This window comes from Methylobacterium sp. 1A, assembly GCF_058072805.1.
The window spans coordinates 2,130,001-2,155,159 of record NZ_JBYQVE010000002.1 but is presented as its reverse complement, the minus strand read 5'-3'; the positions used below and the strand labels follow the sequence as shown (position 1 = coordinate 2,155,159).

Annotated in this window: 28 protein-coding genes (1 of these 28 cut by a window edge); 12 read left to right on the top strand and 16 right to left on the bottom strand. The window is 72.3% G+C overall.

The features are described from left to right. Window positions 1–62: 62 nt before the first annotated feature. From acpS to dxs, 3 genes are all read right to left on the bottom strand, one after another. Entirely contained in the window at window positions 63–473 is a 411-nt protein-coding gene (acpS, locus tag ACX9MN_RS30240) for a holo-ACP synthase (RefSeq protein ID WP_020092967.1), read from the bottom strand. Next, complete coding sequence (locus ACX9MN_RS30235; protein WP_091978236.1) at window positions 470–1,219, bottom strand: pyridoxine 5'-phosphate synthase; 750 nt, start codon at window positions 1,217–1,219, stop codon at window positions 470–472. The genes acpS and ACX9MN_RS30235 overlap by 4 nt, the downstream gene beginning before the upstream one ends. Window positions 1,220–1,378: 159 nt before the next feature. Next, window positions 1,379–3,358, bottom strand: coding sequence for a 1-deoxy-D-xylulose-5-phosphate synthase (gene dxs / locus ACX9MN_RS30230; RefSeq protein WP_489726216.1), 1,980 nt, complete (start codon window positions 3,356–3,358; stop codon window positions 1,379–1,381). Between the two features lie 235 nt (window positions 3,359–3,593). Between dxs and ACX9MN_RS30225 the strand changes: the two genes are divergently transcribed. The 4 genes from ACX9MN_RS30225 (at window position 3,594) to ettA (ending at window position 6,888) form a co-directional block, all read left to right on the top strand. Further along, complete coding sequence (locus ACX9MN_RS30225; protein WP_056533022.1) at window positions 3,594–3,815, top strand: hypothetical protein; 222 nt, start codon at window positions 3,594–3,596, stop codon at window positions 3,813–3,815. Further along, window positions 3,815–4,696, top strand: a complete 882-nt coding sequence (locus ACX9MN_RS30220; protein WP_489726215.1) for a DNA/RNA non-specific endonuclease — start codon at window positions 3,815–3,817, stop codon at window positions 4,694–4,696. The genes ACX9MN_RS30225 and ACX9MN_RS30220 overlap by 1 nt, the downstream gene beginning before the upstream one ends. Before the next feature lie 9 nt (window positions 4,697–4,705). Then, window positions 4,706–5,041 (top strand): hypothetical protein, encoded by a 336-nt coding sequence (locus ACX9MN_RS30215; protein WP_489726214.1) that lies wholly within the window; start codon window positions 4,706–4,708, stop codon window positions 5,039–5,041. Between the two features lie 194 nt (window positions 5,042–5,235). Then, entirely contained in the window at window positions 5,236–6,888 is a 1,653-nt protein-coding gene (gene ettA, locus ACX9MN_RS30210) for an energy-dependent translational throttle protein EttA (protein WP_331302385.1), read from the top strand. Window positions 6,889–6,975: 87 nt separating this feature from the next. Here the strand turns inward: ettA and ACX9MN_RS30205 are convergent, their stop codons facing one another. After that, window positions 6,976–7,923: an NAD-dependent epimerase/dehydratase family protein gene (locus ACX9MN_RS30205; RefSeq protein ID WP_489726213.1), complete on the bottom strand. Its 948-nt coding sequence runs from the start codon at window positions 7,921–7,923 to the stop codon at window positions 6,976–6,978. 287 nt (window positions 7,924–8,210) lie between these two features. On the opposite strand from ACX9MN_RS30205, the gene ACX9MN_RS30200 reads away from it, so the two are divergent. Continuing rightward, entirely contained in the window at window positions 8,211–9,404 is a 1,194-nt protein-coding gene (locus ACX9MN_RS30200) for an OpgC family protein (RefSeq protein ID WP_489726212.1), read from the top strand. Window positions 9,405–9,420: 16 nt separating this feature from the next. Continuing rightward, complete coding sequence (locus tag ACX9MN_RS30195; RefSeq protein ID WP_170855278.1) at window positions 9,421–9,594, top strand: DUF2256 domain-containing protein; 174 nt, start codon at window positions 9,421–9,423, stop codon at window positions 9,592–9,594. Here ACX9MN_RS30195 and ACX9MN_RS30190 read toward each other — a convergent pair. The 4 genes from ACX9MN_RS30190 to ACX9MN_RS30175 are packed head-to-tail and all read right to left on the bottom strand — an operon-like array spanning window position 9,528 to window position 12,259. Next, window positions 9,528–10,193, bottom strand: coding sequence for a nucleotidyltransferase family protein (locus ACX9MN_RS30190; RefSeq protein WP_489726211.1), 666 nt, complete (start codon window positions 10,191–10,193; stop codon window positions 9,528–9,530). The genes ACX9MN_RS30195 and ACX9MN_RS30190 overlap by 67 nt on opposite strands. Next, complete coding sequence (locus ACX9MN_RS30185) at window positions 10,186–11,238, bottom strand: molybdopterin-binding protein (protein WP_482961312.1); 1,053 nt, start codon at window positions 11,236–11,238, stop codon at window positions 10,186–10,188. The genes ACX9MN_RS30190 and ACX9MN_RS30185 overlap by 8 nt, the downstream gene beginning before the upstream one ends. Next, the gene (locus ACX9MN_RS30180) at window positions 11,235–11,936 is read right to left on the bottom strand and encodes an XdhC family protein (protein WP_489726210.1); all 702 of its coding nucleotides are present in this window, start codon (window positions 11,934–11,936) and stop codon (window positions 11,235–11,237) included. The genes ACX9MN_RS30185 and ACX9MN_RS30180 overlap by 4 nt, the downstream gene beginning before the upstream one ends. Further along, entirely contained in the window at window positions 11,936–12,259 is a 324-nt protein-coding gene (locus ACX9MN_RS30175; protein ID WP_042673745.1) for an XdhC family protein, read from the bottom strand. Before ACX9MN_RS30175 ends, ACX9MN_RS30180 begins: the two co-directional genes overlap by 1 nt. Before the next feature lie 380 nt (window positions 12,260–12,639). On the opposite strand from ACX9MN_RS30175, the gene ACX9MN_RS30170 reads away from it, so the two are divergent. Beyond that, the gene (locus ACX9MN_RS30170) at window positions 12,640–14,034 is read left to right on the top strand and encodes an ATP-binding protein (RefSeq protein WP_020096349.1); all 1,395 of its coding nucleotides are present in this window, start codon (window positions 12,640–12,642) and stop codon (window positions 14,032–14,034) included. A gap of 12 nt (window positions 14,035–14,046) precedes the next feature. Here the strand turns inward: ACX9MN_RS30170 and ACX9MN_RS30165 are convergent, their stop codons facing one another. Continuing rightward, the gene (locus ACX9MN_RS30165; protein WP_026605442.1) at window positions 14,047–14,352 is read right to left on the bottom strand and encodes a hypothetical protein; all 306 of its coding nucleotides are present in this window, start codon (window positions 14,350–14,352) and stop codon (window positions 14,047–14,049) included. Window positions 14,353–14,530: 178 nt separating this feature from the next. Between ACX9MN_RS30165 and ACX9MN_RS30160 the strand changes: the two genes are divergently transcribed. Together ACX9MN_RS30160 and ACX9MN_RS30155 are read left to right on the top strand one after the other, a co-directional pair. Next, window positions 14,531–14,722 (top strand): hypothetical protein, encoded by a 192-nt coding sequence (locus tag ACX9MN_RS30160; protein ID WP_026605443.1) that lies wholly within the window; start codon window positions 14,531–14,533, stop codon window positions 14,720–14,722. Window positions 14,723–14,745: 23 nt separating this feature from the next. After that, on the top strand, window positions 14,746–15,927 hold the full coding sequence (locus ACX9MN_RS30155; RefSeq protein WP_020096352.1) for a pyridoxal phosphate-dependent aminotransferase: 1,182 nt from the start codon (window positions 14,746–14,748) through the stop codon (window positions 15,925–15,927). 189 nt (window positions 15,928–16,116) lie between these two features. Here the strand turns inward: ACX9MN_RS30155 and ACX9MN_RS30150 are convergent, their stop codons facing one another. The 3 genes from ACX9MN_RS30150 to ACX9MN_RS30140 all read right to left on the bottom strand — a co-directional run bounded on the left by ACX9MN_RS30150 (window position 16,117) and on the right by ACX9MN_RS30140 (window position 18,210). Then, entirely contained in the window at window positions 16,117–17,181 is a 1,065-nt protein-coding gene (locus tag ACX9MN_RS30150; protein WP_026605444.1) for an alpha/beta hydrolase family protein, read from the bottom strand. A gap of 111 nt (window positions 17,182–17,292) precedes the next feature. Further along, window positions 17,293–17,805, bottom strand: a complete 513-nt coding sequence (locus ACX9MN_RS30145) for a DUF533 domain-containing protein (RefSeq protein WP_489726209.1) — start codon at window positions 17,803–17,805, stop codon at window positions 17,293–17,295. A gap of 69 nt (window positions 17,806–17,874) precedes the next feature. Then, a complete protein-coding gene (locus tag ACX9MN_RS30140; protein WP_026605445.1) occupies window positions 17,875–18,210 on the bottom strand; it encodes a hypothetical protein in 336 nt (111 codons plus the stop codon). Between the two features lie 249 nt (window positions 18,211–18,459). Here ACX9MN_RS30140 and ACX9MN_RS30135 point away from each other — a divergent pair, with 249 nt between their 5' ends. Beyond that, entirely contained in the window at window positions 18,460–19,344 is an 885-nt protein-coding gene (locus tag ACX9MN_RS30135; protein WP_489726208.1) for a transglutaminase-like domain-containing protein, read from the top strand. Between the two features lie 3 nt (window positions 19,345–19,347). Here ACX9MN_RS30135 and ACX9MN_RS30130 read toward each other — a convergent pair whose 3' ends face one another. After that, window positions 19,348–20,376 carry an alpha/beta hydrolase gene (locus ACX9MN_RS30130; protein ID WP_020096357.1) on the bottom strand — a complete coding sequence of 343 codons (1,029 nt, stop codon included), beginning with the start codon at window positions 20,374–20,376 and terminating at the stop codon, window positions 19,348–19,350. A gap of 190 nt (window positions 20,377–20,566) precedes the next feature. On the opposite strand from ACX9MN_RS30130, the gene meaB reads away from it, so the two are divergent. Together meaB and ACX9MN_RS30120 are read left to right on the top strand one after the other, a co-directional pair. After that, on the top strand, window positions 20,567–21,553 hold the full coding sequence (gene meaB / locus ACX9MN_RS30125) for a methylmalonyl Co-A mutase-associated GTPase MeaB (RefSeq protein WP_091683681.1): 987 nt from the start codon (window positions 20,567–20,569) through the stop codon (window positions 21,551–21,553). Between the two features lie 144 nt (window positions 21,554–21,697). Continuing rightward, window positions 21,698–22,075, top strand: a complete 378-nt coding sequence (locus ACX9MN_RS30120; protein WP_132369367.1) for a CsbD family protein — start codon at window positions 21,698–21,700, stop codon at window positions 22,073–22,075. 71 nt (window positions 22,076–22,146) lie between these two features. Here the strand turns inward: ACX9MN_RS30120 and ACX9MN_RS30115 are convergent, their stop codons facing one another. The 3 genes from ACX9MN_RS30115 to ACX9MN_RS30105 form a co-directional block, all read right to left on the bottom strand. Further along, window positions 22,147–22,932 carry a 3-hydroxybutyrate dehydrogenase gene (locus ACX9MN_RS30115; RefSeq protein ID WP_489726207.1) on the bottom strand — a complete coding sequence of 262 codons (786 nt, stop codon included), beginning with the start codon at window positions 22,930–22,932 and terminating at the stop codon, window positions 22,147–22,149. A gap of 72 nt (window positions 22,933–23,004) precedes the next feature. Then, entirely contained in the window at window positions 23,005–24,513 is a 1,509-nt protein-coding gene (locus tag ACX9MN_RS30110) for a HAMP domain-containing sensor histidine kinase (RefSeq protein WP_489726206.1), read from the bottom strand. After that, on the bottom strand, window positions 24,510–25,159 hold the 3' portion of the coding sequence (locus tag ACX9MN_RS30105; protein WP_020096362.1) for a response regulator transcription factor. It continues 46 nt past the right edge of the window; only the last 650 of its 696 coding nucleotides appear in the window; its start codon lies beyond the right edge, outside the window — the gene reads right to left on this strand; it ends in the stop codon at window positions 24,510–24,512. Before ACX9MN_RS30105 ends, ACX9MN_RS30110 begins: the two co-directional genes overlap by 4 nt.

Below are 25,159 nucleotides of genomic sequence, written 5' to 3'. Positions count from 1 at the left end.
CTAGACCATGCGCGAGCCCCCCGCAACGCGCGACCGCCGCTGGCTAATCCGCGACGGCGGCCTCAACCGGCGACAGGGACCGGCAAGGCCTCGATGATCACGAAGGCTTGCGCCATCGGCGGATCGTCCGTGAGGCTCACGTGGAGCCGCGCCGCGTGCCCCGCCGGCAGGAGTTCCGCGAGCCGCTCGGCCGCGCCGCCCGCGAGACGCAGGGTCGGCTGCCCGGAGGGCAGGTTCACCACCTCCATGTCGCGCCAGAACACGCCGGCGCTGAGGCCGGTGCCGAGCGCCTTGGCGCAGGCCTCCTTGGCGGCGAAGCGGCGCGCGTAGCCCTCGGCGCGAGCGGCCCGCCGGTCGCAGCGGGCCCGCTCCCCGTCGGTGAAGACGCGGTGGGTGAAGCGCTCGCCGTGCCGCTCCAGGGTCCGGGCGATCCGGCGGATGTCGCAGAGATCCGAGCCGATCCCGACGATCATGGGTGTCGCGCCCGGTCCATGGCGGCCCGCATGTCGCGCACCGCCCGGTCGAGCCCCACGAAGATCGCGTCGGCGATCAGGGAATGGCCGATATTCAGCTCCCGGATCTGCGGCAGCGCCGCCACCGGCCCGACGCTGCCGAGGGTGAGCCCGTGGCCCGCGTGGATCTCGAGGCCGAGGCCGGCCCCGTGCTCCGCCGCGCGCCGGATGCGGGCGAGCTCGTGCGCGGTCCGGGCGTCGTCGTCCTCCAGCGCCGCCTCGCAGTAGCTGCCGGTGTGCAGCTCGACGACGGGCGCCCCGAGGGCGCGGGCGGCGTCCATGACGGCGGGCTCGGGCTCGACGAACAGCGAGACGCGGATGCCGGCCTCCGCGAGGGCGCGGATGCGCGGCGCGAGGTGCGCGCGGCCGCCGACGATGTCGAGGCCGCCCTCGGTGGTGCGCTCCTCGCGCTTCTCCGGGACGAGGCAGGCGGCGTGCGGGCGGGTGTCGAGCGCGATCGCCACCATCTCGTCGGTGGCGGCCATCTCGAAGTTGAGCGGCACGGACAGGCCGCGCTTGAGCGCCGCGATGTCGGTGTCGCGGATGTGGCGCCGGTCCTCGCGGAGATGCGCGGTGATCCCGTCGGCGCCCGCCTCGACGGCGAGCAGGGCCGCCCGCACCGGGTCCGGATAGTCGCCGCCGCGGGCGTTGCGGACGGTCGCGACGTGATCGATGTTGACGCCCAGGCGCAGTTTCTCGGAGGTCATCCGCTCGTTCGTCCCCGTGTCGGCGCGGTGCGACAGACTCACCGGGGGGTCGGAAGGCGCCGCGCGCCCTCACCCCGTGCCGGCGATATGCGGAGGATCGCGCGCGCCGGCAAGACGGTCGGGGTTCGGGGGGCGGGCTCCGGCGGCCGGCCCGCCCGGTCAGGCGAGCCGCAGGCGCGACCGGCTGTCCTTCCGCTCGGGCAGTGTGTCGAGGGCGGTCTTGACGATGGTTGTGGCGTCCAGTCCCGCCTCGGCGTACATCTTCTCCGGGCTGTCGTGGTCCTGGTAGGCGTCCGGCAGCGTCATCGTCCGCACCCGCACCCCGCCCGCGTCCAGAGCGCCCCGCTCCGCCAGCAGGTGCAGCACCATCGCGCCGAACCCGCCCCGCGAGCCCTCCTCGATCGTGATCAGAACCTCGTGGTCGCGCGCCAGATCAAGGATCAGCGCCTCGTCCAGCGGCTTGGCGAACCGCGCGTCCGCCACCGTCACCGCCACGCCCTGCTCGGCCAGCGTGTCGGCCGCCTTCAAGGCCTCCGCCAGGCGCGTGCCGAGCGACAGCAGCGCCACACGCGCCTCCGCGTCCCGGCGCACCACCCGGCCCTTGCCGATCGCCAGCGCCTCGCCCCGCTCCGGAAGCTCGACGCCCACACCCTCGCCGCGCGGGTAGCGCAGCGCGATCGGGCCCGTGTCGTGCGCGTGCGCGGTCGCCACCATGTGCACCAGCTCGGCCTCGTCGGAGGCCGCCATCACGGTCATGTTCGGCAGGCAGCACAGGTAGGCGAGGTCGAACGCGCCCGCGTGCGTCGCCCCGTCGGCGCCGACCAGCCCCGCCCGGTCCAGGCAGAACCGCACGGGCAGGTTCTGCAGCGCCACGTCGTGCACCACCTGGTCGTAGGCCCGCTGCAGGAAGGTCGAGTAGATCGCCACGAACGGCCGGTAGCCCTCGGTGGCCAGACCGCCCGCGAACGTCACCGCGTGCTGCTCGGCGATGCCGACGTCGAAGGTCTTGTCCGGGTGCGCCTTGCCGAACAGGTCGATGCCGGTCCCGCCCGGCATCGCCGCGGTGATCGCCACGACCTTGTCGTCGGCGTCGGCCGCCTTGATCAGGCTCTCGCCGAACACCCGCGTGTAGGCCGGCGCGTTCGGCTTGGCCTTGGCCTGGACGCCCGAGACCACGTCGAACTTGACCACGCCGTGGTAGCGGTCGGCCGAGGCTTCCGCCGGGGCGTAGCCCTTGCCCTTCTGGGTGACGACGTGGAGCAGGATCGGGCCGTGCTCGGCGTCGCGGACGTTCTTCAGGACCGGCAGCAGGTGGTCGAGGTTGTGCCCGTCGACCGGGCCGACGTAGTGGAAGCCCATCTCCTCGAACATGGTGCCGCCGCCGACCACGAGCGAGCGGGCGTATTCCTCGGCCGCGGCGGCGCGCTGGTAGAGCGCCTTGGGCAGGAGCTTGCCGAGCTGCTTGGCGGTCTCGCGCAGGGACTGGTAGGCGCCGCCCGAGGCGAGGCGGGCGAGGTAGGCCGACATGGCGCCGACGGGCGGCGCGATCGACATGTCGTTGTCGTTGAGGATGACGATCAGGCGCGAGTGCAGGGCGCCGGCGTTGTTGAGGGCCTCGTAGGCCATGCCGGCCGACATCGAGCCGTCGCCGATGACCGCGATGGCGTTGCGGCGCTTGAGCGGGCGGTTCTTCGCCTTGGCGGCGGCGTTGTCGAGGTCGCGGGCGACCGCCATACCCAGCGCGGCCGAGATCGACGTGGAGGAGTGGGCGGCGCCGAAGGGGTCGTAGACGCTCTCGCTCCGCTTGGTGAAGCCGGACAGGCCGCCGCCCTGGCGCAGCGTCCGGATGCGGTCGCGGCGCTCGGTGAGGATCTTGTGGGGGTAGCACTGGTGTCCGACGTCCCAGACGATGCGGTCGTCGGGGGTGTCGAACACGTGGTGGAGCGCCACGGTCAGCTCGACCACGCCGAGCCCCGAGCCGAGATGGCCGCCGGTGATCGAGACCGCGTCGATCATCTCGGCGCGCACCGCGTCGGCCACCGCCTGCAGCTCCGACTCCGGAAGACGCCGCAGCGCCGAAGGAGACGGAACGCGGTCCAGCAACGCCGATTGCTCAGGGGAAAGTGCCAATGCTCGCATCCATTCGTTCGAGTATGGCGACGGCTCCGTCGCGAGCTCTCGGCAACCGCGACGCCAGCAGCCCGGGGACACGCGTTCATGCTAGAACCCGCCCGTCCGTCGCTGTCATGATAGTGCCAGTTACGGACGATCGGCGGCGCGATCAATGTCGGGCCGGCGTTTTTTTCAGTCACGTGCCCTTAACGCCACAAGAGGTTCGCCTTTGAATCCGGCTCGTCTGTGCACAATCCTGCTCATGTTCGCGATTACGGGTCACGGCCAAGCTTACGCCCAGCCACGGCCGCCGGACGGCAATCTCGACTTCCTCTGCAACTTCCTCGGCGACTGCCCGGCGCGGGTCGCGCCGGGCGGTCCCGATCGCGATGCCCGCCCGTTCAGCAACAGCCTCGGCCGGCCCTGCGCGTGGCGGGACCGCCCGACCCCGGAGGGCGTCCGCCGGGTCCGCGTCTGCTGGTGATGCGGGCACCGACGCTCGCCGCCGCGGTCCTGACCCTCGCGCTGGTCGCGCCCCCGGTCCGCGCCCAGGATTCCTGTCCGGCCCTGTTCGCGGACGGGCAGACGCCCGTCCTCACGAATCCGAAGCTCGCCGTCCGCGCGGTCCCGCTGTGCTTCGAGGCCTTCGCGGTCCTGCATTCCGGCGTGACGCGCACGCCCCTCTACGCCGCCGAGCACCTCACCCGCGCCAGCGTCGCGGCGGCCCGGGCGGTGGCCCGCGACGATTCCTTCCACGAGGAGACGCGCCTGCCGGAGGATCAGCGCGCCGCGCTGGAGGATTACGTCCGCAGCGGGTTTGACCGGGGCCATCTCGCGCCGGCCGGGGACATGCCGACCCTCGCCGCCCAGGCCGAGTCGTTCAGCCTCGCCAACATCGTGCCGCAGAACCGCGTCCTGAACCGGGGACTCTGGGCGGATATCGAGGAGAGCACCCGGCGCCTGGCCACCCGCCGGGGCGCGCTGTTCGTCGTCACCGGGGTGATCTTCGCGGGCGACGCGGTGCAGCAGATCAAGGGCGGCGTGCTCGTCCCGACGCAGCTCTTCAAGGCCGTGTACGACCCGTCGCGCGGCGAGGCGGGCGCCTACCTCGCCCGGAACGACGATTCGAGGGACTGGCGCGCCCTGTCGATCGACGATCTCCGCCAGGAAGCCGGCATCGACGTCTTTCCCGGCCTGCCGCCCGCGGCCCGGGCCACCGCGATGGGGCTGCCGGATCCCCAGGCCGCCGCCCGCGCGGAGGAGCGCCGGCCCCGGCACGAGCAGACCTGGCAGGACTGGCTCGAGCGCGAACTCACCCGCGCCCTGCGCAAGCTCGTCCGCGACTTCCTGCGCACGTTCTTCTGAGAGGACCCGATGCCCGAGGACAAGCGACGCGCCCGGCCCAAGAGGGGGAGCCCGGACAGCGAGAGCCGGGACGGCAAGAACTCGGACACCGAGGGCTTCGCGCCGTTCGCCGACGATGCCGGCGTGCGCTCCGTCGGCGCCCTGAGCTTCGAGAACGGCAAGGACCGGATCGCCCTGCACGGGTCCCTCGACCTGACCCGCGACCGGACCGGCCTGGAGCAGGCCAGGCTGCTCCGGGAGACGCTGGACGCGATCGTGAAGGCCCTGGAAGCGTCCGACCTGCCGGACGCGGTGGCGGAGGTGCCGGACGCGCCGCCGGGGACGGTCAAGAACCCCTTCGCGTGAGCGATCCGGCGCCCGTCGGCGGCGGGCCCGTCCTTGCCGCGTCCTTGCCGCGTCCCGGCGGGCCTGATACTCCGAGAGGGTCATTCCTATATCGTAGGGACGCGCGTCCAGGACGGGTGCTGAGGCCCGGTGCCTGACCCGTGCCGCTGGCACGATCCGCGCGGTCCCGAACAACGCGCCGAGGACTATCCGCGATGGCTCGCGAATTCATCTACCACATGCGGGGCCTGACCAAGGCCTATACCGGCGGCAAGAAGGTCCTGGATAGCGTCAACCTGTCCTTCTACCCCGACGCCAAGATCGGCGTGCTCGGCATCAACGGCTCCGGCAAGTCGACGCTGCTCAAGATCATGGCGGGCATCGACAAGGAGTTCACCGGCGACGGCTGGGTCGCGCAGGGCGCGCGCGTCGGCTACCTGCCGCAGGAACCCCAGCTCGATCCGAGCAAGTCCGTCCGCGAGAACGTGATGGAGGGCGTCGCCGAGAAGCAGGCCATGCTCGACCGCTACAACGAGCTCGCCATGAACTACTCGGAGGAGACCGCCGACGAGATGACCGAGCTCCAGGACCGGATCGAGTCGCTGGGCCTCTGGGAGCTCGACTCGAAGGTCGATCAGGCCATGGAGGCCCTGGGCTGCCCGAGCGACGAGCAGCCGGTCGCGACCCTCTCGGGCGGCGAGCGCCGCCGCATCGCGCTGTGCCGCCTGCTCCTGTGGGAGCCGGAGCTGCTGCTGCTCGACGAGCCCACCAACCACCTCGACGCCGAGACGGTGAACTGGCTCGAGGGTCACCTGCGCCAGTATCCGGGCGCGATCCTGATCGTGACCCACGACCGCTACTTCCTCGACAACGTGACGAGCTGGATCCTGGAGCTCGATCGCGGCAAGGGCATCCCGTACGAGGGCAACTACTCGGCGTGGCTGGTCCAGAAGCAGAAGCGCCTGGAGCAGGAGGGCCGCGAGGACATGGTCCGGCAGCGCTCCATCGCCCGCGAGCAGGAATGGATCGCCGCCTCGCCGAAGGCCCGCCAGTCGAAGTCGAAGGCGCGCATCACCCGCTACGAGGAGCTGGTCGCCAAGCAGGCGCAGAAGGTCGACGCGTCCGCGCAGATCGTCATCCCGATCGACGAGCGGCTCGGCAACAACGTCATCGAGTTCGAGCACCTCAGCAAGGCGTTCGGCGACCGGCTGCTGATCGAGGACCTGTCGTTCAAGCTGCCGCCCGGCGGCATCGTCGGTGTGATCGGCCCGAACGGGGCCGGCAAGACCACCCTGTTCAAGATGATCACCGGCCAGGAGAAGCCCGACAGCGGCAAGATCGAGGTCGGCGAGACGGTGAAGCTCGGCTACGTCGACCAGTCGCGCGACGCCCTCGACCCGAACGCCACGGTCTGGCAGGAGGTCTCCGGCGGCAACGACATCATCTATTTCAACAAGCGCGAGATCAATTCGCGCGCCTACTGCGCGGCCTTCGCGTTCAAGGGACCCGATCAGCAGAAGAAGGTCGGCACCCTCTCGGGCGGTGAGCGCAACCGCGTTCACCTCGCCCGGACCCTGAAGGGCGGCGCCAACGTACTGCTCCTCGACGAGCCGACCAACGACCTCGACATGGAGACCCTGCGCGCCCTCGAGGACGCGCTGGAGGATTACGCCGGCTGCGCGGTCATCATCAGCCACGATCGCTGGTTCCTGAACCGCATCGCCACGCACATCCTGGCCTTCGAGGGCGACAGCCACGTCGAGTGGTTCGAGGGCAACTTCTCCGACTACGAGGCCGACAAGGTCCGCCGGCTCGGGGCGGATTCGATCATGCCGAAGAAGATCAAGTACAAGCGCTTCTCGCGCTGAGACCGGTCGCGGCTCCGGGGCGCCGCCGGCGTTCCGGAGCCGCGCGCCCGTCCGAGGGCGTTGCCGTCACCTCTGCCCGGTGACGGATCACCGGAGGCGCGCCCGCGCCTCCGCCAGGATCGTCGCCAAGCTCTGCGCGAGCGGGATGGTCGGGGCCCATCCGGTGGCGGTCGCGAAGGCCGCGGGGTCGCAGCCCTCGCTGCGCACACCCGCCGGGCGGACACGCCCGGGCGCGACGCGCAGGTCGAACCGCGCCTCCGTCAGGCCGCGCAGCGTCTCCAGGATGTCGGAGACCGGCGTGACGACCCCCGATCCCACGTTGAAGATGCCGCCGTCCGGCAGGTCGTCGATCCGGGCGATCACGCGCAGGCACGCCGAGGTGACGTCGGCCACGTCGAGGAAGTCGCGCCCCGCCGAGAGGTCGCCGACCTCCAGGCTCGGCGGCGCCAGCCCCCGCTCGATGCGGGCGATCTGACCGGCGAAGGAGGCGACCACGAAGGTCTCGCTCTGCCCGGCCCCGATGTAGTTCGACGGCCGCAGCACGAGATGCTTGATCCGGGCATTCGCCAGCACGTCGCGGAGGATGTACTCGCAGGCGTTCTTGGTCCGGCCCGAGATCGTGTCGGGGCGCGGCGTGACGCTCTCGTCCGGGCGCGGGCAGGCGCGGAACACCTCGCCGTAGACGACCGTGGAGCTGAGGAAGACCAGCGCCGCGCGGGTCCGCGCCACCGCCTCGGCGAGGTTGAGGGTGCCGAGCAGTTCCGCCCGCCAGGCGTAGGACGGCGTCTCGCTCGACTGCGCCACCGAGGCCAGCGCCGCGAGGTGGAACACGCAGGTGGGGTCGAAGGCCGCGACCGTCTCGGCGAGCTCGCGCGCGTCGAACGGGTCCACGGCCCTCAGCGTCACGCCGTCGAGGGGCGGTGGCGGGCTCCGGTCGAGGCCGAGGATGGGGCTGCCAGGCGGCAGGTGCCGACGCAGCGCCTCGAGCAGGCGGCGGCCGAGATAGTCTCCCGCTCCGGTGACGAGGACGCGCATGCCCCTTGCCCTCAACCCTGCCACGAACCCAGCGACGTGCCCCGTGCCGGCGCGGGCGCCGGGAACCGGGATCGTCGGCCGCGTCTATACCGCGCCTCGCCGCGACGCGAGGGGGCGGCGCGGCCAACGGCCGCCGCGGCGGGCGGATCATCGGTGCGACCCCGCCGTTGTGCACATCCGAACAAAGGCGCGTGATCGGCGGGGCCTCGGGCGGTCGGCGCGCTATGGTTGCACCGCGGCCCCGGCCGCTCCGCGTCCGGACGGAGAGCGCCACGGTGATGGGCTGAGTGACGCGCCTCGACGATCTCGAACGGCCCGGCGCCGCGGAACCGCGGGCGCTCCCCCCACCGCCCGCGGAGGCACGGCCGGCGAAGCCCGCGCGCGACGCGCGGGTCGACGTGGTGCGCGGCCTCGCGCTCCTCACGATCTTCATCGACCACATCCCGCGGAACGCGCCGGCCCTGCTGACGCTGCACAATTTCGGGTTCTCGGACGCCGCCGAGATCTTCGTGCTGCTGGCCGGCTACTCGTCGATGATCGCCTACGGCGGGTTGTTCCGGCGCGCCGGGATCCGGACGGCGCTCACGCGCATCGCCAAGCGCTGCCTGCGCATCTACCTGTTCCAGGCCGGGCTGCTGCTCGCGACCCTGGTCATCGTCCGGATCTGGATGGACCTCACCGGCCTGACGCCGCGATTCGGCGTCGCGCCGCTGCTGCAGATGGGCCTCCTGCCGGGCCTGCTGCGCGGCCTCGCGCTGAACGCGCTCCCGAACTACCTCGACATCCTGCCGCTCTACATCCTGCTGCTGGCGCTGTTCCCGCTGATCTATCTCGGGATGCGGCGCGGGATCTGGGGCGTACTGGGCCTGTCGGGCGCCCTCTGGCTCGCCGCCAACGTCGATCACCAGCTGAACCTCCCGAACGCCGCGGCGGTGGATGACGGGTGGTACTTCAACCCCTTCGCGTGGCAGTTCCTGTTCGTGATCGGTGCGGCGCTCGCGGTCACGGTCCGCGCCCATGACGGCCTGCTGCCGCGGCGCGGCTGGGCCGTGGCGGCGGCCGCGGCCTACCTCGTCTTCGCGTTCCTGCAGGGCGGGTCCTGGGCGGAGTGGGGGCTTCCGGACCTCCGGCCGCTGGCGATCGGGCCGCCCGACAAGAGCCACGTCGCGCCCCTGCGCCTGATCAACATGCTGGCGCTGGCCTACCTGCTGTTCAGCGCGCCCGCCGTGGCCCGCGCGAGCCGGTGGCGGCGGCTGCGCCTCGTCGACGCCTGCGGGCGGCACTCGCTGGAGATCTTCGCCGCCGGGTGCCTGGCGGCGCTGATCGGCCGCATCCTCTACCGGACCTTCGACCCCACCTGGCCGCTGCAGATCGCGGTCAATGTCGGGGGGATCGCGATCATGCTCGGCCTCGCCCACGCGCTGGACGCGCGCCTGCGCCGGGCGGCCGGGACCGGCCCCGACGCGCGCCGGCCCGGATAGGCCGGGAGGAGCCGCGATGCCGCCGATGCGCCGCAAGGGCGATCTGCCGGAGAAGATCTGCGCCCAGTGCGGCCGCCCGTTCGCGTGGCGCAAGAAGTGGGAGCGCGTCTGGGACGAGGTCCGCTACTGCTCGGACCGGTGCCGGGCCGAGGCGAAGGCCGCGCGCGGGCGCGACGCGGCGGGGCGCTGACCGCGCAGCGCGGCCAGCGCGTCCGGCGTGTCGACGTCGAAGGCGGTGGCCGGGTCGCCCGGGATCTCCAGCACGTCCGGCCGCCCCCTCAGGAGCGGCCCCGCGCCGTGGTCGCCGGCGAGGCGGGCGATGTCCGGGCCGAGGCGGCGTAGGTTGAGCAGCACCGGATTCCCCCGCCGGCCGGCCTGCACCGGCACCACGGCCGCCGGCGGCTCCAAGGCGACCGAGGAGGCCTCCGCGAAGGCTTCGGCCAAGCGGTCGAGATGCGCGGCGGTGACGCGCGGCATGTCGCCCAGCACGACGATGGCGGCCGTGCAGGTGGCGGGCAGCGCCGCGAGGCCGGCGCGCAGCGAGCTCGCGAGGCCGGAGCGGTAGTCCGGATTGTCGACGCGGACGAGGTCGAGCCCCGACAGCGCGTCGCGGATCGCCGCCGCGTGCGCGCCGAGCACGGCGATCACCGGCCGGGGCCGGGCGCCGAGGGCCGCCTCCGCGGCGTGGCGCACCAGCGGCCGCCCGTCGAGGGGCGCGAGCAGCTTCGGCGCGGCGCCGAACCGGCTGCCGAGGCCCGCGGCGAGCAGGATCGTGCCGACCTCAGGCATGCCGGTCCTCCGCCCCCGGATCCGGCTCGTCCGCCGCGGCCGCGCCGCCGGCGCGGGGCTGCGGGCGCGAGACGATCTCCATCAGCAGGCCGCCGACGCCGAGGGCGACGATGTCGGCCCGGGTCACGGTCAGGTCCGCCAGCAGGCGGTGGAGGATCCAGTCGAAGCCGTTCTCCTTGGGCGAGCGGGCGCAGCCCGGCGCGCCGATCACCGGCACGCCGCCGCGGGCGCCGACGAGGAGCAGGTTGCCGGGGTCGACCGGCATCCCGAGATGGTCGACCCGGCCGCCCGCCGCCGCGATGCCGGCCGGGATGACGTCGCGCCGGTCGGCGATCGCCGAGGCGCCGAACACCACCACGAGGTCGGCCCCGGCGCGGTCGATCATCTCCGCCAGGGACGCCGCCACGGAGGCGGCGCTGTGGGGCACCCGGGTCTCGGCCACGATCGCGGCGCCCGCGGGCGCGAGGCGGTCGGCCAGGGCCCGGAGGGTCTTGTCGATCGTCGTCTCCTTGAGGCTCGGCAGGCGCGTCGAGACCACGGCCACCCGGCGGCGGCGATACGGCACCACCGCGAGGACGTCCCCCTCGGCGGCCGCGCAGGCCCGGGCCAGCACGGCGCCCGGCACGGCGTAGGGGATGATCTTCACCGTGGCGACCATCTCGCCCTCGACCACCGGCCGGAAGCGCGGCAGCGTCGCCACCGTCACCGCCTCGTCGACGGCGTTGACCGCGTCGATCCGGGCCGGATCGAGGGTGAGCACCCCCGCCGTCTCGGCGAACAGGTTGCTGCGGCCGGTGAAGGGCGCCTCGACGCGCAGGTTCGGCCCGCGCAGGCGCGCGGCGAGCCGCGCCGCGGCGGCGTCCTCGCCGACGTCGCCGGGCTCGAGCGTGGCCGCCACGATCTCCGACAGGCCGGCCCGCGCCAGGCCGGCGGCGGCCTCCGCGGCGATGACGGCGCCCTTGCGCAGGGTGATGTCGGCCCGCCGCACCGTGTGCGCGCTGATCAGCCCGGCCGAGTCCGCGACCGGGACGGTTCCGAACCTCACGCGACCTCCGGGCGGGGCACGCGGCGCAGGGCGGCGACGATCTCGGCGAGCACCGCCAGGGCGATCTCGGCCGGGCTCACGGCGCCGATGGGCAGGCCGATCGGCGCGCGGATCCGGCCGATCTGCGCCGGCGTGAAGCCGGCCTCGGTGAGCCGCGCGACGCGCGACGCGTGGGTCTTCCGGGAGCCGAGGGCGCCCACGTAGAAGCACTCGGCCGTCAGCGCCGCCTTCAGCGCGGGATCGTCGATCTTCGGATCGTGGGTCAGGGCCGCGAGGGCGCAGTAGCGGTCGAGGACCGGCACGCTGGTCCCGAGGGCGGCGTCCGGCCATTCGGCGACCAGCGCGGTGCCGGGGAAGCGCTCGGGCGTCGCGAAGGCGGTGCGCGGGTCGATCACCGTGAGCGCGAGGTCGAGCCCCGCGGCCATCGGCGCCAGGGCCTGCGAGATGTGGACCGCGCCGACCACGACGAGCCGCACCGGCGGCACCTGCACGGTCAGGAACAGGGTCCGCCCGCCCGCCTCGACGAGGCCGCTCTTGCCGGAGGCGAGGTGCTTCGCCAGCACGTCGGCGAGGGGATCGGCGGCGATCGCGTCCTCGCCGACGAGGCGCTGCGCGCCGTCGGCGATGTCGGTGATGAGGATCGCGGCGCGGCGCGCGGCCCGCGCGTCGTTGAGCGCTGCCAGGACGTCGCCGCGCATCAGTCGACCCGCTCGACGAAGACCCGGATCCGGCCGCCGCAGGACAGGCCGGCGCGCCACGCGGTCTCGTCCGCGACGCCGAATTCGAGGACGCGCGGCGCGCCCGCCTCGATCACCTCGATCGCCTCGGTGATCACCGCGCCCTCGACGCAGCCGCCGGAGACGGAGCCGAGGAAATTGCCCTCGCCGTCGACCACGAGGTGGCTGCCCACCGGTCGGGGGGCCGAGCCCCAGGTCTCGATCACCGTGGCGAGGGCCACGGCGCGGCCGTCGCGCCGCCAGGACTGGGCGGCGGAGAGGATGTCTGTGTCTGTGCTGAGCATGGCCTCGTGGACTTCCGGCCGGCGGGCGCCCCCCGCCCCTCACAGGTATGGCCCGCGTGCCGCGGTGCAAGAAGCCCTCATGCCGAAGGGCGCGTCAGGAAACATTGGCCGAGATCGTCGGTCGGCCATACTCTGCACCCACGATCTTTCGCGGAGACGGCGCCCCGATTAGTGTCCGGCATGTCCAAACCACAGCCTCATCCTGAGGTGCCGGAGCGCAGCGGAGGCCTCGAAGGAGCCCTCCAGCCGGCCGCGCGACCCCTGGAGCCCTCCTTCGAGGCCCGCTGGCGCGGTCACCTCAGGATGAGGGCGTGGGGTGGACGTTTCGCTGAAACCGAGGCCCCTCTCGCCCGATGGGCCCGGCCCCGGCGCCCAGCCCCATGAACGCCCCGGATCCCGCCCTCGCCCGGGCGCTCCGCAAGGAGCCGCCGCGCTCGCCCCCGCGCCGCCTGTGGAAGCGCGTCAGCCGGGCGATCGGCGACGTCCTGCCGAAGGGCCTCTACGCCCGCTCGCTGATCATCATCATCGCGCCGGTGGTCCTGCTCCAGTCGGTGATCGCCTACACCTTCATGGAGCGGCACTGGCAGCTCGTGACCAAGCGCCTGTCGGCGGCGGTCACGGCGGACGTCGCCGCGCTGATCGACATCTACGAGAGCTACCCGCAGGACAAGGATGCCGAGACCCTCGCGCGCATCGCCGGGGAACGGCTGAACCTCGACCTCGACATCCTCAAGGGCGCCAAGCTGCCGCCCCCGGGCCCGCGCCCGTTCTTCTCGATCCTCGACGAGGCCCTGTCCGACGAGATCAAGCGCCAGATCCGAAGACCGTTCTGGATCGACACGGTCGGGCGCTCGAACCTGATCGAGATCCGCGTGGCGATCCCCGACGGGGTGATGCGCATCACCGCCCGGCGCAGCCAGGCCTACGCGTCGAACTCGCACATCTTCCTCGTGTGGATGATCGGCTCGTCGCTGGTGCTGCTCGGCGTCGCGATCCTGTTCCTGCGCAACCAGATCAAGCCGATCCTGCGGCTCGCGGCCGTGGCGGAGGGCTTCGGCAAGGGGCGCGAGATCGAGTTCCGGCCCCGCGGTGCCCGCGAGGTGCGTCAGGCCGGCCACGCCTTCATCGAAATGAAGCGGCGCATCGAGCGGGCGATGGAGCAGCGCACGACGATGCTGAACGGCGTCAGCCACGACCTGCGCACCATCCTGACCCGGTTCCGCCTGTCCCTGGCGCTGATCGAGCAGACCGAGGAGATCGAGGATCTCAGCCGCGACGTCGACGAGATGAGCCGGATGCTGGAGGGCTACCTCGCCTTCGCGCGGGGCGATTCGGCCGAGCCCGCGACGCCCACCGACATGCGCGCCCTGCTGGAGGACCTGCGGACCGACGTCGAGCGCCTCGGCGCCCACGTCTCCGCGGTCGATCTCGCCGGTGCGCCCGAGGTCACGGTGCGGCCCGGCGCCTTCCGGCGCTGCCTGTTCAACCTCGCCGCCAACGCCGTCCGCTACGGCGAGACGGTGGCGATCTCCGGCCGGCTGGAGGCCCGGACCTTCCTCGTCTCGATCGACGATGACGGGCCCGGCATTCCGGCGGAGAGCCGCGAGGACGTGTTCAAGCCGTTCGTGCGGCTCGACGACGCGCGCCAGGATGCCGGCGGCTCCGGGCTGGGCCTGTCGATCGCCCGGGACATCGCCCGGGCCCACGGCGGCGACATAACCCTGCACGACAGCCCGCTCGGTGGCCTGCGGGCCACCGTCCGGGTCCCGGCCTGAGCCGGATCCGGCTCAGGTATCGGCGGGCCGGCGCAGGCGCAGGAACTCGGCCTGCACGTTGCGGATCAGGTGATCCATGCTCGCCTCGTCGAGGGCGGCGCTCGTCAGCCGGGCGCGCAGGCCGGCCTCGCCGTTCCAGGCGTAGCCGGCCTCGAACGGCAGGTGGCGCCGCAGGAGCGGACTCACGACCGACTCGCGCCGGTAGGCGGGATGTCGCAGCAGCCGCCCGATATGGAGCGCCAGCGTCTCGACGCTGGAGGATCTGGAGCCTGAACTCCCCGCTCCCTTGCCTTTCGAATCGACCGATGCCCAACGCATACGTGTCCGCCCTCCCGGAGACGCCACTGTTGCGCGAAATGATTGCGCATCCATGAGCGTTCGGGCGAGCCGGCGAAAAACTGCAGCTCGCGGGGTCCCAACCTTCGCAGCACGGTGATATGCAGGGGCGCTTTCCCAGGGCCGCGGTCAGCCGCGCGCCGGATCCCGAGTGCCGAACATGAACCCGCTCGTCCCGCTCTTCGCCCTCATCTCGCTGCCGCTCGCGGCCATCGGGCTCGTGCTCTACACCGATGAGGGCATCAACCCGGACCTGTTCTACGCCTCCGTGAAGACCTTCGTGATCCTGGGCGCGATCGCCGCGGCGATGTCGTTCGGCGCGATGAAGCTCTCGGAGCGGTCCAAGCACTGACGTCCCACCGCCCGGAGGGCGCGATGCTGCACGTGGTCCCGGCCTTCTCGCGCATCGGCGAGGAGAACGCCTTCGCGGTTCTGGCGCGGGCCCAGGCCCTCGCCGCGCAGGGTCGGGACGTGATCAACCTCGGCATCGGCCAGCCGGACATGCCCACGCCCGCCCACGTGGTCGAGGCGGGGATCAAGGCCCTGCGCGACGGACACCACGGCTACACGCCGGCTGTCGGCATCCCGCAGCTCCGCGAGTCGGTGGCCCGCGACATCCACCGCCGCCACGGCGTCGAGGTCTCGCCGGATTCCGTGATGATCGTGCCGGGCGGCAAGGTCACCATGTTCATGGCGATCCTGATGTTCGGCGCGCCCGGGACCGAGATCCTGTATCCGGACCCCGGCTTCCCGATCTACCGCTCGATGATCGAGTTCACCGGGGCGACGCCCGTGCCGGTGCCGATCCGCGAGGAGAACGGCTTCGCCTTCTCGGCGGCCGAGACCCTGGCGCTGATCACGCCGAAGACGCGGCTGCTGATCGTCAACTCGCCCGCCAACCCCACCGGCGGCGTGACGCCGAAGGCCGAGATCGACGCCCTGGTGAAGGGCCTCGCCGAGCACCCCGACGTCGCGGTGCTGTCGGACGAGATCTACGGCACCATGACGTACGACGGCGAGACCCACCACTCGCTGCTGAAATATCCCGAGATCCGCGACCGGCTGGTCTACCTCGACGGCGCGTCGAAGACCTACGCGATGACAGGCTGGCGGCTCGGCTGGTCGGTCTGGCCGAAGCCGCTCTACGACGCGGCGCGCAAGCTCGCGGTCAACGCGCATTCCTGCGTCAACGCGGCGACCCAGTGGGCCGGCATCGCGGCGCTCGACGGACCGCAGGCTTGCGTGGCCGAGATGGTCGCCGAGTTCGACCGGCGCCGGGCGATCGTGGTCGACGGGCTGAACGCCCTGCCGGACGTCTCCTGCATCGCGCCCAAGGGCGCGTTCTACGCCTTCCCGAACATCGCCCGGACCGGCTGGAAGGCGAAGCCCCTGGCCTCGACCCTCCTGGAGGAAGCGGGCGTGGCGGTGATCGGCGGTCCGGATTTCGGCGTCCACGGCGAGGGCTACCTCCGCCTGTCCTACGCCAATTCGGCCGAGAACATCCGGCGGGCGCTGGAGCGGATGGGCACGTTCCTCAGCACGCACAGGCCGGGCTGAGACCGCGCCCCGTCGCCGACCTCGGCAGGGACGCCATCATCCGCGCCGCCGTCCTCGCGAGGGCGGCGAAGCGATCCAGTCGCCGCGACGACCGCCGAAGCTGGGCAGCCCTGGGTCACTTCGCTGCGCTCGTGATGACGGTTGTGGCGACCGAACCGTTTGAACGCACACCGGTTCGACCGGCACGCCTCAGGACTTGCCGGGCGCCCGCTTGTCGATCCAGCCGACCAGCCAGTCGGCGATGTCGAGGCTGTTCTTGTCCTGCATCAGCATGTGCGAATTGCCGTGGATGCCGATCTCGGGCAGCAGGATCAGCTCCGCCTTGCCGCCCGCGGCGTTGGCGGCCGCCACGAAGCTGCGGCACTGCTTGAGCCGCGGCGCCCAGCGGGGCGAGGCGTCGACGTAGTCGCCGAACAGGACGAGGATCGGCAGGTCCTTGTAGGGTGCGAGGTCGTCCTTGGCCGGGTCCGGGCAGGCGGCCGGCTCGATGGCCACGATGGCGCGCAGGCCGGTCCGATCGAGGGCGGCGGTCTGGAACGGGTAGATCCCCGACTGCGAGTGCGAGATCAGCACCGCGCCCTTGAGCCGCTTGGCGAGCTCCGACAGGGCCGGCACGGTCGGGTTCGGCACCGGCAGGGCGGCCGACCAGTCCGGGACCATCTGCTTCCAGAACTCCCCCTGGGCCTCCAGGGGGAACTGCATGCCGGGGAACACCTTCGGGTATTCCGGCCCGAACCGGAAGATCGCCCAGGCCGGCTCGCGCCCGGCCGAGAACACGGCCGGCAGCGTCTTGGGGTCGGCCTGCCCCGTCTTCACGGCGTTGATCTGGGCCGGGCTCGCCGCCGAGCGGCCGCGCCAGGCCTGATCGATCACGTAGGTCGGGAAGCCGCGCCGGACGAGATACTCGTCCCAGCCCATGCGCCCGTCGGGCGTCGTCTCCCAGGTCTTGCCGGTGAGGCAGCAGCCGTGGATCAGGACCAGCGGCGGCCGTCCGGCATTCACCGGGACCTGGTAGCGGACGTAGATCTGGTCGACGCTGATCGTGCCCGACGGCGCGTAGGCCGGCAGCGTCGAGAGCGTGTCGGACTGGACGTCGCGGCCGCCGACGAAGAAGCTGCCCTGCTCGGCGATCGTCAGGGGGCCGGCGGCCGGATCGGCCGCGCGCGCGGAGCCGCCGGCGATCAGCATGGCTGCGACCAGCGCGCAGGCCCGCCGGCGGGCGCGCCCGGGCGCGGGCACTGACAGTCCTGCCATGAAATGTCCCGTCCTCCCGCGCGCGGGCCGTCCACCGGACCCGTCGTCGCGCGGGAGCCTAGCACGAAGCTCGGCCGCCGTGGGAGATCCGCCCTTCGGGCAGGTTGCCAGTCAGGCTCCGATGTCGCGCTCGACACGCTCGACCGCCTCCGCGGGCAGGTCGAGGGCCTCGGCCAGCATCTTGAGGAACTGACGCTCCTGGAGCGTGTCGGGCTCGATGGCGAGTCGCGCCGCCGCGAAGATCCGCGCCGCCGCGTCGGGATCCGCGACCCGGTCGGCGATCGCGTCGACGTCGGCCGGGTCCGCGAGCTCGCGCTCGAGCCAGGCTCGACCGTCGGGATCGAGGCCCGCCTCCGCCACGGCGGCGTCGAGGCGCCCGCGCTCCGCGGCGTCGACCATCCCGTCGGCCGTCGTGGCCGCCACCATGGCCCGCAGCATCAGCCGGGCCTCGTCCTCGTCGACCTGCGTGAAGTCCGGGCCCCCGGCCTCGGGCGGGGGCGCCCCGCGCAGCGCCCGGTAGGCGAGGCCGCCGATCAGCGCCAGTCCGCCGAGGGCGGCACCGGCGGCGAGCCCGCCGCGCCTCGACCGCACGAGCGCGTCGACGATCCGTCTGCTGTCAGCCATGCCGTCCTCCCGGTTTCCGATCCAGATCGGATCGGAAACCTCCCGGGAGGCGCTCGGGTTCAGCCGCGCTCAGGCGTCGGCCTCGTCCTCGTCCTCGTCGATATCCACGAGGAAGACGATGTCGGCCTCGTCCTCGTCGTCCGAATCGGACCCGGTGTGGCGCGGATCCTCGACGAAATCACCCTCGCCGTCGTCCTCGGCGAGGGCGTCCTCGAAGATCTCGACCTCGTCCTCGGTGGCGGCCCGGACCGTGAGCGCCGACGTGCCGTTCCAGACCGGCTTCCCGCCGGTCGTCATGGTCCGGATGTCTTCCTTGAAGCCGTCACAGGTGAAGAGGTCCTTGGCGGACGCCTCGTCGCTGTTGATCACCGCAACGGCGGTGCCGTCGATCTCGAGCGTGAACATGGCCGGCATCCCTCTCGTAACCGTCCTCAGGCGCGCCCGGTCCGCGGGCTGGCGCACGGGTGCGACGCGCTGCCCCGGGAAGAAACGTCTCGGTTTCGTCCGTCTGACACGAGCGTCGCGCGGGGATGCTGTAGGGGTGAAGCGGACGGCCGCCAAGCCCGTCGCGGCCCGACCCGCACGATTCGGCGCGGCACGGATCCTGCGCCCATCGGGGCGGCCACAGTCTCGAACACGAAGGATCACCCGCGCATGCGGATCAGGCTCGGCTGCGAGATGCGCTACGCCTTCCCCTACCCCGTGCCCATGGTGGTGATGCTCAACGTGCATCCCTCCGGGGCGGCCGCCCTGGAGGCGCCCGACACGCTCCGGACCGATCCGCCCGTCCCGGTGGCGATCTACCGCGACGGTTTCGGCAACCTGTGCGGCCGGCTGACCGCGCCCGCCGGCAACTTCACCGTCGGGACCGACGCCGTGATCCGAGACAGCGGGATGCCCGATCCGGTGCACCCGGAGGCCGCGCAACACGCGATCGAGGCGCTGCCGGCCGAGACGATCGTGTTCCTGCTTCCCAGCCGCTACTGCGAATCCGACCTGCTGGCCGACGAGGCGTGGCGTCTCTTCGGTCATACCGAGCACGGCTGGGCCCGGGTGCAGGCGGTCTGCGACTTCGTCCACGCCCACATCGCGTTCGGCTACGAGTTCGCCCATCGCGACCGCACGGCCGCGGACGCCTACGCGGGCGGACGCGGCGTCTGCCGGGACTTCACCCACCTGGCCGTCGCGTTCTGCCGCGCCCTGAACATCCCGACCCGGTACTGCACCGGCTATATCAGCTTCATCGGCGAGCCCGAGCCGCACCCGGCGGGCGACTTCGCGGCCTGGATGGAGGTCTACCTCGGCGGCGCCTGGCACGTGTTCGACCCGCGCAACAACAGCCCGCGGATCGGCCGGGTCATGGTCGCGTACGGCCGGGACGCCGCGGACGTGCCGCTGACCCACACGTTCGGACCGAATCCCCTGGTGGGCTTCCGGGTCTGGGCCGACCGGATCGACCACCTGGACGCCTCGGGCGACGCGCCGGTCCTGCCGGAGGAGCCCCTGCCGCCGCAGAGCATGGCGACACGGACCGGGTGAGCGTCAGACGCCGGCGCCGCGGGCGATGGCGCGCTTGACCACGCCCTGGACGTCCGGGTTCGAGAGGAACAGGTCGTGGTTGATCAGGCCGCCGCCGTAATCGGAGGCATCGGCGACGCGCACGCCGAGCGCCTCGAGCTTGGCGCGATCGGCGGCGCCGGCGCGCACGCCCCCCGCCAGCGCGGCGGAGAGCTCGAGCGCCCGGTCGTTGGTCGAGGAGATCACGGTGATCTTCGAGACGTCGGGTCCCATGCGGGCGACGCCGTTGGAGAACAGGTCGAAGTCGATGTCGGGGGCGGCCAGCACCACGGCGCCGATCCGCGACATCGCCGCCTCGCCCGCCTCGGCGCGGAGCATCCGCAGGGTCTCGAGGGTGAGGAGCGTGCCCATCGAGTGCGCGACGATGTTGATGCGGCCGCCGCTCGGCGAGGCGGCGAGCGCCTTCAGCAGGTCCTCGAAGGCGTCGCGCGACCAGAGGGCGCTCTCGCGATCGTAATTGTAGTCGAGGGTCGCGGCCGCCGACGGCCACGTGAACAGGCCGGAGACGCCGCGGAACCGGATCCCGTCCGAGAGCCGGGCGGCGCTGACCGCGGCCGATTCGAACGATTCGCGGTAGCCGTGGACGTAGATCAGCACGTCGCGTCCGAGGGCCGCCTGGGCGAAGGCCTCGGCGGCGCCCGGTCCGGATTCGGATTTCGGAACCGCGCCGATGGTCCAGTCGCCGGTGATGACGGACGAGACCTTGCCGAGCAGCGAGCGGTCGGGCGGTGACAGGCGCACCTCGGCGAAGCTCAGGCCGCGGCCGCGGTCGCTGCTGAAATACGGCGGCCGGGGCGGGTTGCCCACGGGCTTGCGGGTCGTGGCGACCAGCAGCACCGGCATGACGTCGAGGGCCGACTGCTTCTCGGGCAGCGCCGCCCCGGACCCGAGGTCGTCGGTGACGCAGGCGCCGAGCGACGGGGCGAGGCCCGCGGCGCCCGCGAGCGCTCCGAAGCGAAGAAGGATGCGGCGTGAGACGATCTGGCTCGACATGATCCGGTTACGCTCGGGCGGGACGCCTTCCGTTGCCCAGGATCGTGACCATCGCGGGGCACGAGCGACGCGACGCGGCGTGAATAGCGGGCACGGCCGGGCTTGTGGTGGGCGGGACACAGGCCGGCCATCCCCCGACCCCGATGCTCTCCCCCTCGACGGCGGCCGTCGCCGCGGCCATGAAGGGAGCATGACGCCGTCCATCGACATCGAGAGTCTCCGCGAGCGCCTGCTGCGCGGCGACCGCGCCGCTCTGGCCCGGGCCATCACGCTGGCCGAGTCCAAGCGCGCCGATCACCGGGCGCTGGCGGCGAACCTGATCGACTCGGTCCTGCCCGAGACCGGCCGGGCGATCCGCGTCGGCATCACCGGCGTACCCGGCGTCGGCAAGTCGACCACCATCGACGCCCTCGGGTCGAACCTGACGGAGGCCGGTCACAAGGTTGCGGTGCTCGCGGTCGACCCGTCCTCCTCGAGGACCGGCGGCTCGATCCTGGGCGACAAGACCCGGATGGCGCGGCTGTCGCACGATCCCAAGGCGTTCATCCGCCCCTCCCCCTCCTCCGGTACGCTCGGCGGCGTCGCGGCCAAGACCCGCGAGACCATGCTGCTCTGCGAGGCCGCGGGCTTCGACGTGATCCTCGTCGAGACGGTCGGCGTCGGCCAGTCGGAGACGGCGGTGGCCGACCTGACCGACTTCTTCCTCGTGCTGATGCTGCCCGGGGCGGGCGACGAGCTGCAGGGCATCAAGAAGGGCATCCTCGAACTCGCCGACATGATCGCGGTCAACAAGGCCGATGCGGGCGAAGCCGAGCAGCGCGCCAACGCGGCGGCCTCGGAATACCGGGCGGCGCTGCACATCCTGACCCCGGCCTCGGCCACCTGGACGCCGCCGGTGGTCACGATCTCGGGCTTCCACAACCTGCGCCTCGACGCAATGTGGGCGAAGATCGTCGACCACCGGGAGAAGCTCACAGCGACCGGCGAGATCCAGGCGAAGCGCCGGGCCCAAGACGTGAAGTGGATGTGGGCGCTGGTCGACGAGCGCCTGCACCAGCGCCTCGTCGGCTCCCCGGAGGTCCGTCGCCGCACGGCCGAGGCGGAGGCCGGCGTCGCCCGGGGCGAGACCTCTCCGGCCGCCGGCGCGGCGGCCATCGCCGAGCTGATCGGGCTCTGACCCGCTCCGCCGCCGCGATCGCGGGTCGAGGCGCACAATTTCGCGGTGATCGGGGGCACAAACGCCATCTCGCGCGTTCGGTGGACGACGGCGTAACGAGCGGCGCCGGTGTCGCGACGCCGCGCTCACGTCCAGGAGAGTGCCATGGTGGATACGGATCGGATCGTCGGCGGAGCCAAGGAGGCTGTCGGCAAGGTTCAGGGCGCGGCCGGCGACTTCGCGGGCTCCAACCGCGACTCGGTCGAGGGACGTTTCCGCGAGGCCCAGGGCCAGGCGCAGAACGTCTACGGCCAAGTGAAGGACAAGGCCCGGGACATCGCCGACCGCGCCGGTGACTACGCGAGCGACGCCTACGAGCGCGCCGGCGACGTCGCGGAGGACGTCTACCAGCGGGGCGGCTCGTACCTGCGCGACGGGCGCAGCGCGGTCGGCGCCCGGGTGGAGGAGAATCCCCTGGTCGCGCTGCTGATCGCGGGCGCGGTGGGCTACGGCCTCGCCCTGCTGGTCCACGGCCGCCGCTGACCGGGAGCGGCCCCGCCCGGCACGGGCGGGGCCGGCCCTCGGACGAGGCGCGCCTGTCGAGGCCGGTCGCGCTACTGCGCGGTCCAGCCCCCGTCCATGCTGATGTTGGCCCCAGTGATCTGGCTCGCCGCGTCGGAGCACAGGAACACCGCCAGAGCGGCCACCTGGTCGACGGTCACGAACTCCTTGGTCGGCTGCGCCTTCAGCATCACGTCCTCGATCACCTGCTCCTTGGTGAGGCCGCGGGCCTTCATCGTGTCGGGGATCTGCGCCTCCACGAGCGGCGTCCAGACATAGCCCGGCGAGATGCAGTTCACCGTGATCTTGTCAGGCGCGAGCTCCAGAGCCGCCGTCTTGCTCAGGCCCGCGATCCCGTGCTTGGCCGCCACGTAGGCCGACTTGAACGGCGAGGCCACCAGCGAGTGGGCCGAGGCCGTGTTGATGATCCGGCCCCAGCCCCGGGCCTTCATCCCGGGGATCGCCGCGTGCATCGTGTGGAAGGCCGAGGACAGGTTGATCGCGATGATCTGCTCCCACTTCTCGGCCGGGAAGTCCTCGATCGGCGAGACGAACTGGATCCCCGCATTGTTGACCAGAACGTCGACGGCCCCGAAGGTCTCCTCCGCCTCGCGCACCATGGCGGCGATCGCGTCGGGCTTGCTCATGTCGGCGGCCGAGTAGCGGGCCTTGACCCCGTAGGCGCTCTCGATCCCGGCCCGCGTCTCCTCGATGGCGGTCGCGTCCCCGAACCCGTTGAGGACGACGTTGGCCCCCTCCGCCGCGAAGGCGCGCGCGATGGCGAGCCCGATGCCGCTGGTCGAGCCGGTGACGAGGGCGGTCTTGGTCTTGAGAGTCATGGAGCCTCCTGGGACGCGGGCGCCCGGCCGAACGGTCGGGGACGGCGCGCTCGCGGTGGGACAGGTCGCGACCTAAGTAGCGCGGGAAGGGGATGCCGGCACAGGGTCGCCCGGAGGCGGTGCGGGCACGATGTCACCGGCTGCCGGCTGCGGGCGCGGCGTGGCCGGGAACGCGATCTCGACCCGCAGGCCGGGCCCGTTATCGGCGAGCCGCAGGCTCCCGTGGTGCAGGCGCACGACGGCGTTGACGAGGCTGAGGCCCAGCCCGAAGCCGGGCCGCGAACGGGCGTCCTCGAGGCGCACGAACCGGTCGAGCACGCGGGCCCGTTCCGCCTCGGGAATGCCCGGGCCGTGATCGGAGACGGCGAGGCGGATCGATTCCCCGTCGCGCCACGCCTCGAGCGTCACGCTGGTCTCCGCACCCTCGGATTCGGCACCGTATTTCAGGGCGTTGTCGATGAGATTGGCGAGGGCCTGACCGATCAACTCGCGGTTGCCCGCGATCGTGAGCGCGTCCTGCGCGTGCACGGCGAGCGTCAGCCCCAGATCCTCGGCGAGAGCCTCGTACAAGTCGCCGACGCTCCGGACCGTCTGACCCAGATCCAGCGGCACGAGGATCTCCCGTGCAGACCCGGCCTCGAGCCGCGCGATCATCAGGAGGGCGTTGAACACCCGGATCAGCCCGTCGCCCTCCTCGATCACGGCTTCCAGCGCCGCGCGCAGCTCCTCCGGCGTGGAGGCGCGGCGCAGGGCCTCGTCGGCACGGTTGCGTAGGCGGGTCAGCGGCGTCTTGAGGTCGTGGGCGATGTTATCGGAGACCTCGCGCATGCCGCGCATCAGCTCGCCGATGCGCTCCAGCATCTGGTTGAGGCTCGATGCGAGACGGTCGAGTTCGTCGCCGTTCCCGGCCACGTGGAGCCGGTCGTCGAGATCGCCGGCCATGATCGCGCGGGTGGTCTGGGTCATGGCATCGACGCGGCGCAGCACCCGGCTCGCCGCCAGCCAGCCCCCGATCACCCCGAGGATCACGACGGCGGCGAGCGAGGTGATGAAGGCGCGCCCGATCACCGCCCGCAGCCGGTCGCGCTCCTCGGTGTCGCGCCCGACGAGCAGGCGGAACCCGCCCGGAAGGGTGAAGACCCGCACGATCGCCCGGTGCGCCTCGGCATCCGCGTCGTTGCGGCCGTAGCGCGTCTCGCTCTGGCCCGGCGTCGCCAGTACGGCGGCGGGCACGTAGCCGACATTGCCGACGACATGGTCACCGCCGGCCGTGGTCACGAGGTAGAGCGAGGCCCCGGGCTCGCGGGAGCGCCGCTCCACCACGGTGATCAGCCGACGCAGGCCGCCGGCATTGTACTGTTCCGACAGCCCGTTGATCTCGGCGTCGATCGTGGAGACGATCTGGTCGTCGAGCACCGCGCGGGCGTTCCACGCGACGTAGCCGAGCGCCAGGAAGGCGCAGAGGGCGAAGATCGCGAGGTAGGCCAGCGACAGCTTGAACGCGGTGGTGCGGAACAGTTTCTGGAAACGCGCCGCCGCGGTCTCGCGGGCGATCGGCGCGTCGGTCCAAACCTCGCTCACCCGGCCGCGCCCTCGTCGTAGCGCAGCACGTAGCCGGCGCCCCGGACCGTGTGGATGATCGGCGACGCGAAGCCCTTGTCGAGCTTGCTGCGCAGGCGCGAGACGTGGACGTCGATGACGTTGGTCTGCGGATCGAAGTGGTAGTCCCAGACATGCTCGAGCAGCATGGTGCGCGTCACGACCTGTCCGGCGTGCCGCATCAGGTACTCGAGGAGCCGGAACTCGCGCGGCTGCAGCGGGATCTCGCGGCCGGCCCGGGTCACCCGGTGCGAGAGCCGGTCGAGTTCCAGGTCACCGATCCGGTAGCGCGTCTCCTCCGCGGCGCCGGATCCGACCTGCCGCCGGGCCAGTGCCTCGGTGCGCGCCAGGAGTTCGGAGAACGCGTAGGGCTTCGGCAGGTAATCGTCGCCGCCGGCGCGCAGGCCCTTCACGCGGTCGTCGACCTGACCCAGCGCCGACAGGATCAGGGTCGGGGTCGCGACGTTCTGCTCGCGCAGCGACCGGATCAGCGACAGCCCGTCGAGCTTCGGCAGCATCCGGTCGACGATCAGCACGTCGTAGTCGCCCTCCCGGGCGAGCGCGTACCCGTCGAGGCCATCATGCGCGCTGTCGGCCACGTGTCCGGTCTCGCGGAACGCCTTGACGA

What these genes read in the sequence shown, in the direction of transcription:
- acpS (WP_020092967.1), bottom strand. Translation starts at nt 473, where the DNA reads ATGATCGTCGGGATCGGCTCGGATCTCTGCGACATCCGCCGGATCGCC.
- ACX9MN_RS30235 (WP_091978236.1), bottom strand. Translation starts at nt 1,219, where the DNA reads ATGACCTCCGAGAAACTGCGCCTGGGCGTCAACATCGATCACGTCGCG.
- dxs (WP_489726216.1), bottom strand. Translation starts at nt 3,358, where the DNA reads ATGCGAGCATTGGCACTTTCCCCTGAGCAATCGGCGTTGCTGGACCGC.
- ACX9MN_RS30225 (WP_056533022.1), top strand. Translation starts at nt 3,594, where the DNA reads ATGTTCGCGATTACGGGTCACGGCCAAGCTTACGCCCAGCCACGGCCG.
- ACX9MN_RS30220 (WP_489726215.1), top strand. Translation starts at nt 3,815, where the DNA reads ATGCGGGCACCGACGCTCGCCGCCGCGGTCCTGACCCTCGCGCTGGTC.
- ACX9MN_RS30215 (WP_489726214.1), top strand. Translation starts at nt 4,706, where the DNA reads ATGCCCGAGGACAAGCGACGCGCCCGGCCCAAGAGGGGGAGCCCGGAC.
- ettA (WP_331302385.1), top strand. Translation starts at nt 5,236, where the DNA reads ATGGCTCGCGAATTCATCTACCACATGCGGGGCCTGACCAAGGCCTAT.
- ACX9MN_RS30205 (WP_489726213.1), bottom strand. Translation starts at nt 7,923, where the DNA reads ATGCGCGTCCTCGTCACCGGAGCGGGAGACTATCTCGGCCGCCGCCTG.
- ACX9MN_RS30195 (WP_170855278.1), top strand. Translation starts at nt 9,421, where the DNA reads ATGCCGCCGATGCGCCGCAAGGGCGATCTGCCGGAGAAGATCTGCGCC.
- ACX9MN_RS30190 (WP_489726211.1), bottom strand. Translation starts at nt 10,193, where the DNA reads ATGCCTGAGGTCGGCACGATCCTGCTCGCCGCGGGCCTCGGCAGCCGG.
- ACX9MN_RS30180 (WP_489726210.1), bottom strand. Translation starts at nt 11,936, where the DNA reads ATGCGCGGCGACGTCCTGGCAGCGCTCAACGACGCGCGGGCCGCGCGC.
- ACX9MN_RS30175 (WP_042673745.1), bottom strand. Translation starts at nt 12,259, where the DNA reads ATGCTCAGCACAGACACAGACATCCTCTCCGCCGCCCAGTCCTGGCGG.
- ACX9MN_RS30170 (WP_020096349.1), top strand. Translation starts at nt 12,640, where the DNA reads ATGAACGCCCCGGATCCCGCCCTCGCCCGGGCGCTCCGCAAGGAGCCG.
- ACX9MN_RS30165 (WP_026605442.1), bottom strand. Translation starts at nt 14,352, where the DNA reads ATGCGTTGGGCATCGGTCGATTCGAAAGGCAAGGGAGCGGGGAGTTCA.
- ACX9MN_RS30160 (WP_026605443.1), top strand. Translation starts at nt 14,531, where the DNA reads ATGAACCCGCTCGTCCCGCTCTTCGCCCTCATCTCGCTGCCGCTCGCG.
- ACX9MN_RS30155 (WP_020096352.1), top strand. Translation starts at nt 14,746, where the DNA reads ATGCTGCACGTGGTCCCGGCCTTCTCGCGCATCGGCGAGGAGAACGCC.
- ACX9MN_RS30150 (WP_026605444.1), bottom strand. Translation starts at nt 17,181, where the DNA reads ATGGCAGGACTGTCAGTGCCCGCGCCCGGGCGCGCCCGCCGGCGGGCC.
- ACX9MN_RS30145 (WP_489726209.1), bottom strand. Translation starts at nt 17,805, where the DNA reads ATGGCTGACAGCAGACGGATCGTCGACGCGCTCGTGCGGTCGAGGCGC.
- ACX9MN_RS30140 (WP_026605445.1), bottom strand. Translation starts at nt 18,210, where the DNA reads ATGTTCACGCTCGAGATCGACGGCACCGCCGTTGCGGTGATCAACAGC.
- ACX9MN_RS30135 (WP_489726208.1), top strand. Translation starts at nt 18,460, where the DNA reads ATGCGGATCAGGCTCGGCTGCGAGATGCGCTACGCCTTCCCCTACCCC.
- ACX9MN_RS30130 (WP_020096357.1), bottom strand. Translation starts at nt 20,376, where the DNA reads ATGTCGAGCCAGATCGTCTCACGCCGCATCCTTCTTCGCTTCGGAGCG.
- meaB (WP_091683681.1), top strand. Translation starts at nt 20,567, where the DNA reads ATGACGCCGTCCATCGACATCGAGAGTCTCCGCGAGCGCCTGCTGCGC.
- ACX9MN_RS30120 (WP_132369367.1), top strand. Translation starts at nt 21,698, where the DNA reads ATGGTGGATACGGATCGGATCGTCGGCGGAGCCAAGGAGGCTGTCGGC.
- ACX9MN_RS30115 (WP_489726207.1), bottom strand. Translation starts at nt 22,932, where the DNA reads ATGACTCTCAAGACCAAGACCGCCCTCGTCACCGGCTCGACCAGCGGC.